We start from the raw sequence: 9,857 nt of genomic DNA on the forward strand, positions 1-9,857 counted from the left end.
ACCAATTTATTGCAACCGCAGTAGGACAGCCTTAAGTCCGACAGGCTGCTAGTGAGTTTGACATATACAGAGCACTTTCAGTACATTCACAAGAAAACCGGCGCAAAGCCGGTTTTCTTGTGAAACAGCACCAATGTCAGGAAGTCTTTTCCAATTCTTCCTTACGCAGATCTTTCCTCAGAATTTTACCAACCGGAGTCATGGGTAGCTCCGGACGAAACTCAATATCCTTGGGCACTTTGTAAGCAGTCAGATGATCCCTGCAGAAAGCCACTACCTCTTCTTCCTTCAATCCGTCGTCTGAAGGCACCACAAACAACTTGATTCTCTCTCCAGTGACATCATCAGGAATGCCGATGGCTGCACAATTCTCAACCCGCTCAAAGCTAGCCACTATGTCTTCAATCTCATTGGGGTAAACATTAAAGCCGGAAACCAAAATCATATCCTTGATCCTGTCGACGATTTCAACAAAGCCGTCCTCTTTTATGACGGCCACGTCGCCAGTTCTCAGCCAACCATCCTCAGACAACACCTCGGCAGTAGCTTCAGATCTTTTCCAATACCCCTTCATAACTTGAGGCCCACGCACACAGAGCTCTCCTCTCTCTCCAACAGCTTGAGCTTCTCCCTCTTCATTGATCACTTTCAGTTCAGTACTGGACACCGGAAGTCCAGCAGTGCCTAGCTGAGCAATGTCCCCAAAAGGATTCATGCAAACCGCTGGAGAGCACTCCGTCAAACCATAAGCTTCCGAGACGTGACATCCGGTGAATTTTTGCCAGCGAACTCCGGTTTCTCTCTGCAAAGCCGTACCACCGGAGAGGGTGAGTTTCAGCTTACTGAAGTCGCACTCCCTGAAATCCGGGTGGTTCAACAGACTAACAAAGAGCGTATTCAAGCCAATGAAGCCAGTAAACTGCCAGGGCTTGATGAATTTTATAAAAGTCTTGGTATCCCTGGGATTGGCAATCAGGATATTCTGATTCCCCATGTACGGCATGCAGAGTAGATGAACGGTAAAAGCATAAATGTGATAAAGAGGCAGAGGTGCCACGATAATTTCATTACCAACCTGCTGCACCGGCTGACCACTTTCATCCAACTGTGACAGAGCTGACGCAGCCTGAAGCATATTGGCAATCAGGTTTCGTTGAGTCAGTACCGCTCCTTTCGCGACCCCTGTTGTGCCCCCTGTATATTGGAAAACAGCAGGATCTTGAGCTGAAGGAGGATTCTCAAGAGGTTTAGCCTGACAGGCTTCACCTTTAGCCAGCGCATCCCTGAAAGGTACAGCCTTTGGCAGATTAAAAGGCTCCACCATCTTCTTGACATGTTTTGCAGCAAAATTAATCAGGGTGCGCTTGGCAAATGGCAGCATATCGGCCACCCGGGTTACAATCAGGTGCTCAATGCCCGTTTTTTCCACAACCTCTTCAACCAGATGACCAAAGTTGTCCATGAATACCAGGGCCTTAGCACCAGAATCGTTGAACTGGTGCAACATTTCCCGATCGGTATACAGGGGGTTGGTATTAACAATGGTTAGACCAGCCCTGATCGCCCCGTATACCACAATCGGGTATTGAAGCAGATTGGGCATCTGGATGGCAATTCGGTCGCCAGGCTTCAGGGAGGTATGCTCACGCAGGTAGTTGGCGAATTGCAGACTGTAGCGGTCTATATCACCGTACGTCAGAGTATACCCAATACCCGTAAATGCCGGCCGGGAGGCATTTTTTTCGAGAAGTTCCTCTACTATCGCCAAAAGATTGGGATAGCGATCGGGATCAATGGTTTCAGCAACGCCTGCCGGACGCTTGTCGTTCCAGAAAGATGCTTCCATAAGTACCTGCTCTCTTCTTGTTATTCATGCGACGATGAATGGCGCACCTCTGTTTCTGTTCGCCAGATGCCGCATACATCATTATTTCTATAAGAGTGCCCGCTCTGTTTGGGTCTGTCAGACTTCTGTCGTAAAACATCGATCATTTGCCCATCAGCTCTTCGCTCTTACAGCCGCTCAGGTGCACCTTCATGTGCGTCAGGGTAAACCCTCTAAAAATGCACCAATACACACGTAGCCTAAGAGGCAATGCGCTATCACCCTGGGAAGTTTTACCAGCTAATCAGTGATAGATACTAACCTTATCAGCACTTTGCCCGAAGATGTAGATCAAAGAAACAACTCTGGTAAAGATAAGTAGTTTCACTTAACCTAAGACTTAAACCACCTGAAAATCGAAGTTTCTAAAATCTTTATCAGGGAAAAGATAGCCCAAAAAGGCCATTTCACTTTTTTAATTCAAGACCGATGAAATGAGATAGGCTCTGGGAACGCGTAAAACAGCCATGAGCACATGGAGAGCCATGAGCTAAGGAAAGCATTTCGGGTAGACGGCCATGATCGAGTTTTACCTCAAAATACTCTCTGGCAATCACCAGGGGGCTGAAATTCCGCTGGAACCCGGCAGCCACTCTTTGGGCAAGAGTGATCAATCTGATCTGGTTTTGACCGATGAATCACTCAGTGACCATGAACTGATTATAAACATCAGCCCACAGGGTCAAATAAACATAGCCAGCCAGTCTGAAGGCAGCTTGCTGTACTGCAATGGTCTACCCCGGGGTTCAGAGCTAAATGCTAATCATTTTGACATCATAACCTCCAGTCAACTGTTTTTTTCTCTGGGCCCTGTGGACGCCGACTGGCCTGATCAGCCCCTACCAAAGCTTCAGAGACCTGAACCAGAGCCAGAAGAAGATCAGAATATAGTCGATGAAGATGAGGACTTCCCTAATGCTCCTGACATCCTGATGAACGATGAGGATGATGAGATTGATAGTAATGATCTCAGCAGCCTGAACGACGACCTGGATGACATTAATAACTCCCTGACAGATGACGCAGATGGAGAGGAAGACGACTCAGAGGAGTATGAAAATCCTCTGAAGAATATTGACCGGAAATGGTTGATAGGAATCCCGGCAGGCATTTTTGCATTTTTCCTGCTTCTTATCGTGCTGCTTTCAGGCGGTCCTGAAGAGGCACCTCCTGAAATGAGCCATCTTGATCAGGCTAAACAGATCCGAAATCAACTCAATCAGAAAAACATCAAACTGAAAGAGCTTCCTGACCAGAGCGTTCTGATCTCTGGCTATACCCTGACAATGAGTGACAAACAGATGATCCAGCGTGAACTTCGCGAGAAAGGGATTCCTTTCAGTTCACAGCTGGTCGTCATGAGCGAGTTAAGAGCTAACGCCGATGCACTTTTAAAGAATCAGGGTCATAAATCTCTCAGCCTTGAGTTGGATAACTCCCCTGGCTCGTTGGTAATGACAGGTTATGCTCCCAGCTCAGAAGAGCTGCAGAAAATCATTGCCAACCTGAAACAAGAGGTCCACGGACTGGTTTCCATTGTCGATCAGGTAGAAAATCAGGCCGGTCGCCTGAACACCCTCAAGTCCATGCTCAGGGAGAAAGGCCTGAGCCCTCGTATACATTTGATACAAAAACCTAATCAAATCACTTTAGAAGGCCACCTCTTGGACGATGAACAGGTATATAACCTGAACGATGTGGTCACACGTTTCAGAAAACAGTACGGCAATCAGCCCCAGCTGAGATTAGCGACCAAAACAGCTGGAGCACCTGCCAGAGTGGTAAGTACACCACTGGCTCCTTCTCTGAAGATTCGGTCAGTGAGTATGGGAAGGGTGCCCTTTGTGACCATGGATGACGGGGCCAAATACCTGATCGGCGCAAAACTGGCCAACGGGTATATAATTGAAGATATTAATCTTGACTATCTTTTATTATCAAAAGGCACAGATCGGATCAAATATCGTCTTGGAGGCAACAGTGAAGGATCCACAAACCGACAGTGAAAAAATTCATCTCTCCGACCTCGAAGATCGACTTATTCTTGATACCGACGGTGAACTCAGGGACAAGGTGCTGAAGGAATTAGTGGATGAAGCCTTTCGTCTGAAGTCTGAGCGGGACAAAGGGCTTTCCCCCGATCAGTTTGAAACCAACGACAAGCTGATCACTGCCTTGATAGCTGCTACTGAAGTCGTTGACAAGACCTGGAACAGGCATCACAAAAAGCGCTGATTAAACAACGTCTGACGGCTAGAGAACAGTCTGACAGGGAGAGGGACAATGGCAGAACAAAGAGCCAACCACTTTAACTTTGATCATGTGCAAGACGTATTTGGCAAAACAGCTGAAAATCTTGATCAGAACCTGAAAACCAAAATAACCAACATGGACCCGAACAACACCAAAGACATGGTGGAGTTTCAGGTCGAGTTCAATAAATATATGATCATTGAGGGTTTGAGATCCAGTATCATTAAATCCATCAAGGACACACTCCAGAGTATTATCCAGAAGTTATAAGCCGGGCAAACAGCAAGAGGCCTGAAACATGACCGATGAAAAAATAATCAAAACCCTGGCAGATATAGGCTTTATGGCCTCCAGCGTGGGTATGTCAAAACATGCTTTCGGTATTTTCAGCGCTCTGGAGAAAGCCAGACCTGACAGCGTCCTCCCCACTCTGGGCTTTGCCCTGACCTTCATTAATAAAAAGATGAATCAGGAAGCCCTGGAGATTCTTCACAAGGAAGCCATTCCAAAAGATCCCGACAATCCTACTGTCAAAGCCTTTATCGGTATGGCGCTGATGATGGAAGGCAGAAATAAGGAAGGTGAAGATTACCTGACTACGGCCAACAAGGAAGGTGACGAAGAGACCGCCACCATGGCAAAAGAGTTATTGGAGAACATCAGGAAGGGTTAAGCCTTCCTTTCACTGTCGGCCAGCGCCTCCATAACAGCCTGCCTGAGCTCCTCAGGCATCCCTTCTCCGGCATTGATATGTTGTTCAAACCAACTTTCAATCATCTGCTGACAGGCATTGAGGAATCGGTCCCTGAGCTTGTGATCCGACAGTTTGGCAATCAACTCTGCCTGTTTTTCTATCGAATTGTCAGAGAAGTAATGACGACTGACTTCCTGCAGGGTTCCGTCGTATCGCTGGACAAAAACTCCTGACTCCCCAAGCTTTCTGACAAAATCACGCTGCTCCATGGCCAACCAACCTTCGGCCACTGATTCAGCCAGGACACTGACCGGCTCCTGCCACGAGGCATCAAGCCAGCGCTGAGAAAGCTCCCCAGCCAGCGTAATTCGTTTTGCCAGACGCTGGCAATACTCTTCGCGGCGCTCTCTGGAAAGGTCTTGCAGCTCTCTGGCAACGTGAAGGTCTCGAAACTGTTTGCGGGCATCATTCAGATTCCAACGCGGCTGATACCTGACCTCAAAACCCGCCATGGACTTCAGGTAATCAAACCACTGCTCTGAATGTTCGGAAATAGCGGACACCGAGCCTTTGAAGCCTTCCACAAATGCTCTGCCATATTGAGAGGCTACTGAAGGATGTCGACCATCCAGAGAGTGCCGACCCTTTTCCATCAGCAGATGATCAAGAAAAGAAGTGGCCGTTTGCGGCTGTTCAGCCACCAGCTCACCATTTTCCAGTTTGACTGAGCTGTATCGGGTCTTGCAGAGATGAAAATTTTCCCAAACCTTCATCAGACCCGTCAGGCCAAGACTGGAATCCCGCATGCCTCTCAGAAAGCTCAACTCGGGATTTTGCAACTCTGCCTGCAATTGCATCATCACAGGATTATGAAGAGCCGTCTCGGCATCAATGAGGTAAGGCTTGTTATCATTGATATGAAGATTTTTGCTGTGAATGTCAGTCAGACCCGACATAAGACAGAAGCCTGCTGCCACTCCCATGCGACGATGGTAAGTTTCCAGATCATCGCTCTTGGAAACGGTTTCCGATGCAATAAACTCAACATAACCATAGGAAGACTTATTCAGTATCCTGAATACACCCAGAGCTTCTGAGTCCTGTACCCAGGCATTCACTGACTGGGCCATACTCTGATTCTCTCCCAGTAATAACTGGTCAATGGCGAGGTCTCTCAATTTATAAACCAGGTGTTCACCATTATTAAACGTCAATTGGTAAACGGGTGATCCTACGTCTAATTGCAAATCACGGATAGAGGTCAGACCAGAAGTCAGCTGACGGCTCTCTGTTGGCTGATGGCTCTCTGCTGGCTGATGGCTCTCTGCTGGCTGATGGCTCCCCGAGAAAAAGTAATGATTGATCTCTGGCAAGTCCCGCTTCACCCGACTCAAGAGTGTACGGGTCAATCTGACTCGTTGGAAAAATTCCTTCTGAATGTTTCGATACCAATGAGGATAAGCGTCAATCAGTGTTTCCACCCCCTTGGATTCCAGCAACTTTAACACTTCACCGTAGCCGGACAGGGTGTGATCTTCTGCCAACCAGCCTATAGCCTGAAGGAGCCTGTCATCCATCCACTCAATGACTGACTGGGCAATAGATTGAATCAAGCTACTTTCGGAACCCTCACCAGAACTATCAATGTCATTGACATAACTCTGACTGAGTTGAACGTATTGATTGATAACAGGCTTGATCCATTTAGACCTCAGCTGCTCCGGAAATACCAGACCATTCACCAGACATGGATCTTCAACCTTGTACCAGTCTGGCAATTTCGCGAAAGAGGGCTTACCTGCCTCTGTCTCAATAGAAAAAGCAACCAGTTGATACTTCAACATCCAGGATAATAAAAACAATAACGGCTGCCTGTCAGGAAACAGCTTTTGGATATTGCTGACACTCTGAGGTGTAACGAGTTTCCTGATAACCTCTCTTATCTCGTTTTTATCAAGGAGATGACTCAACTGATTGAAAAAGAAACCTTTCTCCGACATCAGCAGAACCCGCAGACCTCTATCAGTGGTTACCAGAACGTCTGTTTCTTGCAGAGCCACCGTAGCATAATGCCCAAACACCTCCTGATAGGGCATCCCCACTGCCCTGCCCTGATGGTGTCGTATTCTTGAAGCTTCCTGCCCCAGTTCTTCTACCAGTTTGTGATACTGCTCAATCAGCAGAGGCCAGCTGAAGGTCTCATTGACTCTCCGGATTGCCGCTTCAGACATCTTTTCCCGGACAGATTCATCCATTAGCAATGTCGATAACGCTAGTTTCAGCGCGTCTATGTCAACCGCCACTCCCTGAGCCTGAATCAGTTGAGCCTGAGTTTTGCTGACAAGACTGAGAGAACGGGAAATATCATCATGGTCTGCCGATGCGGTTTTGATCAGGAAGCCTTCCTGCCCGGAAACAATGAGGTCTCGATAGCCATTCCAGTCGGAAAGAATCACAGGGATACCTGCCCTCATAGCTTCTACCGGTGCCAGCCCAAAACTCTCCTGGACATTGTCAGCGAGAGAAACAAACACATCCGCTTCCGCTAGTAATTGCTCACGCTTCTCGTCATCAACAGAGAGTTCAAAGCGAATACAGTCTTCAAGATTGAGCTCATAGGCCTGAGCCAGTAATGAATGAACATATTCGCCGGAGGCATCACCACTTCCGGCAATCACCAGCTGAAAGCGGGTAACCGTTCCCTCTTCAAACAGATCATTCAATGCCAGCAGTAACGGATGAAGGTCCATTTTATCGGCTGCGGATAGCCTGCCAAGACAGAGTATCTGAGGCACCTTGGCCTCCCTGGAAGCAACGGTCTCTTGTCTGGCTGGCTCAATACCCAGTGGCATCAGGCTCACCTGCCCACGATAAGGAATAGCCCTGCCAACAGTGTCACTGACACTGGCACTGGCCGAAGAGATCAGACGCTTCATTACCTTTTTCTGGGCTTTGGAGCTACAGATTATGGAATCACAGGGTTTGATGGGGGAGAAAATCAAATCCCTGACCCGGGATAAACGAGCATCATCACTCAGACTGTGAGCCCTGCCGGTGATAGGAAATAGTCTGCAAGCGTGTCTTTCACGCAGAGAGGCCAGATCAGAGATATAGGGATCACCCGAATGAAAAACGCTATAAACATGTTGCTGCAAACAGGAAGGCAGATCATGAACCGGTAGAATATTGATATTTTTACCCGCCCCATGCTGACTCAGGTATTCTTTCCAGTCTTGCCTGAAAGCGTCGATCTGACTTTCATGAAGAAACAGATGAAGCTCATCAAAACGGCTGTAACGAACCACTGCTTTCAAAAAGGCTTCGTTAGCCTTACGCAGTCCGTTATACCCACCGATTGAGTTTTCTGCCCAGGTAACAAGACAGCCAAACAAACTGTGAGAAATATTATCCGTCATGGCATGATCATCGTTGGCATAGTTGGTATGACAGTCTGTTCCTGACTGATTTCTACGAGGTAATACTCAAAGTTATTGGCGAACTCAGCCAGAGCATTCTCAACGAGGTCTTCATCCATCCCCTGAAGCGGGCAGGAGTAGTGTAAAGCTAATGAGTCTTTGTCAGGCTCTATCGACAAAATAACCCGCTGGGTAGTTGCCAGACCCACGGTTTTGGTCATCAGGTTACGGAGTAGATTTTCCCGATCTTTTTCACCGGGTGGCAACTGGGCAATGATGCCGTGGATAAAGAACCGCCCATTGGCCTGAAAACAGGTGAACTCAATGCGGCTGTCGATAGTGAGGTAATAGCGGTTATCGCGAAAATCCAGTTCACCCAGCTGATTGTTGCGGGCAACGGCTTTCATCAGTTTGTCGAAACTCATAGCTTCCCTGCTCCGGGTGAAGGCATCCATGCCTTCTGATGTGGTATCAATTACAGCTTACTATTAATGTAATGTTTCGGCAGCCAGAGGAAAAAATCTTCCGATATGGTTTAGCTTCCGACATGACTTAGCTATGAATACCGTCAAAGCTTATTTTGCCAACTGATGATCTGCAGACTTGACCATTTGCTTAGCGGATATCTTACGAAATAAAAACACAAGCAGAATAAAACCGGCTCCGGAAGCAAGAAAGCCCGTCATTGAGGAATCTGTCAGACCCATCACCAGATAGCCCAACATAGCCACAGCAGCGATGCTCAGGGCATAAGGAAGCTGAGTCACCACATGATCAATATGGTGACAAGAGGCCCCTGTGGACGACAGAATCGTGGTATCGGAGATCGGTGAGCAGTGATCACCAAACACTGCACCTGCCAGAACAGCAGCCAGCATAGGCAAAATCATGGCAATATCGGCAGCCGCTGCCATATCTCCCGCTATGGGCAGCATGATACCAAACGTGCCCCAACTGGTACCGGTAGAGAAAGCCATAGCGCCGGAGACCACAAACAGGATCAGAGGTAAATAGCCCGTATCAATCTTTGAGCTGCTGACCACCCCGGCCAGATACTTGCCGGTTTCCAGTGAGCTGATGATATCCACCAGCACCCAGGCCAGCACCAGAATGTAAATGGCAGGCAGCATGGAGCGGGTACCTTCAACAACCGCTTTTCCCCAGGTTGAGGCATCCAGATTATGGCTGAGCATCCTGACTGCCGTAACCAGAAGGCCAACAAGACCACCATAGATCAGAGAGTTGACGACATTGGTGTTTTCAAAAGCGCCCAGGATAGAAAATGGCGTACCGGCTTCCTGAAGCGCAGAAGCGCCTGTTGCAATCAGGGAGGCAGTCGTCGCGATCACCAGAGCCAGAATAGGAATCACCAGATCGGCAACGCTTCCTTTTTCACTGCTACTGATGGCTTCAGATGACCCCGGAGGGGTTCCTTTTCGGCTGTCGTACAATTCACCGGCTCGAGCACGGCGCTCATGGGTCAACATAGGACCTACGTTCAAATCCATAGCCGCAGTACAAAATACCAGTGCCAGAGCAAAGACCGCATAGAGATTCATCGGTACCATACTCACAAAAGCACCAATAGCACTGACATCAGTCACTTCAT

General features: G+C 48.1%; 8 protein-coding genes. 4 read left to right on the forward strand and 4 right to left on the reverse strand.

The window, feature by feature from the left end:
• Positions 1-136: 136 nt before the first annotated feature.
• Entirely contained in the window at positions 137-1,846 is a 1,710-nt protein-coding gene (locus tag KDK19_RS01675) for an AMP-binding protein (RefSeq protein ID WP_257282265.1), read from the reverse strand.
• 557 nt (positions 1,847-2,403) lie between these two features.
• Here KDK19_RS01675 and sctD point away from each other — a divergent pair.
• The 4 genes from sctD to KDK19_RS01695 are packed head-to-tail and all read left to right on the forward strand — an operon-like array spanning position 2,404 to position 4,811.
• Positions 2,404-3,891 (forward strand): type III secretion system inner membrane ring subunit SctD, encoded by a 1,488-nt coding sequence (sctD, locus tag KDK19_RS01680; protein ID WP_257291213.1) that lies wholly within the window; start codon positions 2,404-2,406, stop codon positions 3,889-3,891.
• The gene (locus tag KDK19_RS01685) at positions 3,866-4,120 is read left to right on the forward strand and encodes an EscE/YscE/SsaE family type III secretion system needle protein co-chaperone (protein ID WP_257282267.1); all 255 of its coding nucleotides are present in this window, start codon (positions 3,866-3,868) and stop codon (positions 4,118-4,120) included. Before sctD ends, KDK19_RS01685 begins: the two co-directional genes overlap by 26 nt.
• A gap of 48 nt (positions 4,121-4,168) precedes the next feature.
• Positions 4,169-4,408 carry a type III secretion system needle filament subunit SctF gene (gene sctF, locus KDK19_RS01690; RefSeq protein WP_257282268.1) on the forward strand — a complete coding sequence of 80 codons (240 nt, stop codon included), beginning with the start codon at positions 4,169-4,171 and terminating at the stop codon, positions 4,406-4,408.
• Positions 4,409-4,436: 28 nt separating this feature from the next.
• Complete coding sequence (locus KDK19_RS01695; RefSeq protein ID WP_257282269.1) at positions 4,437-4,811, forward strand: M48 family metallopeptidase; 375 nt, start codon at positions 4,437-4,439, stop codon at positions 4,809-4,811.
• Here the strand turns inward: KDK19_RS01695 and KDK19_RS01700 are convergent.
• The 3 genes from KDK19_RS01700 to KDK19_RS01710 form a co-directional block, all read right to left on the reverse strand.
• A complete protein-coding gene (locus tag KDK19_RS01700; RefSeq protein WP_257291214.1) occupies positions 4,808-8,248 on the reverse strand; it encodes a DUF4135 domain-containing protein in 3,441 nt (1,146 codons plus the stop codon). The two genes, KDK19_RS01695 and KDK19_RS01700, sit on opposite strands and share 4 nt — an antisense overlap.
• Positions 8,245-8,673 (reverse strand): CesT family type III secretion system chaperone, encoded by a 429-nt coding sequence (locus KDK19_RS01705; RefSeq protein ID WP_257253110.1) that lies wholly within the window; start codon positions 8,671-8,673, stop codon positions 8,245-8,247. The genes KDK19_RS01700 and KDK19_RS01705 overlap by 4 nt, the downstream gene beginning before the upstream one ends.
• A 150-nt stretch (positions 8,674-8,823) precedes the next feature.
• The coding region (locus KDK19_RS01710; protein ID WP_257291215.1) for a Na+/H+ antiporter NhaC family protein at positions 8,824-9,857 on the reverse strand (1,034 nt) is incomplete at its 5' end.

The organism is Endozoicomonas sp. ONNA1 (assembly GCF_024606325.1).
GTDB lineage: Bacteria > Pseudomonadota > Gammaproteobacteria > Pseudomonadales > Endozoicomonadaceae > Endozoicomonas_A.

What these genes read in the sequence shown, in the direction of transcription:
- KDK19_RS01700 (WP_257291214.1), bottom strand. Translation starts at nt 8,248, where the DNA reads ATGACGGATAATATTTCTCACAGTTTGTTTGGCTGTCTTGTTACCTGG.
- KDK19_RS01695 (WP_257282269.1), top strand. Translation starts at nt 4,437, where the DNA reads ATGACCGATGAAAAAATAATCAAAACCCTGGCAGATATAGGCTTTATG.
- KDK19_RS01675 (WP_257282265.1), bottom strand. Translation starts at nt 1,846, where the DNA reads ATGGAAGCATCTTTCTGGAACGACAAGCGTCCGGCAGGCGTTGCTGAA.
- KDK19_RS01705 (WP_257253110.1), bottom strand. Translation starts at nt 8,673, where the DNA reads ATGAGTTTCGACAAACTGATGAAAGCCGTTGCCCGCAACAATCAGCTG.
- sctD (WP_257291213.1), top strand. Translation starts at nt 2,404, where the DNA reads ATGATCGAGTTTTACCTCAAAATACTCTCTGGCAATCACCAGGGGGCT.
- sctF (WP_257282268.1), top strand. Translation starts at nt 4,169, where the DNA reads ATGGCAGAACAAAGAGCCAACCACTTTAACTTTGATCATGTGCAAGAC.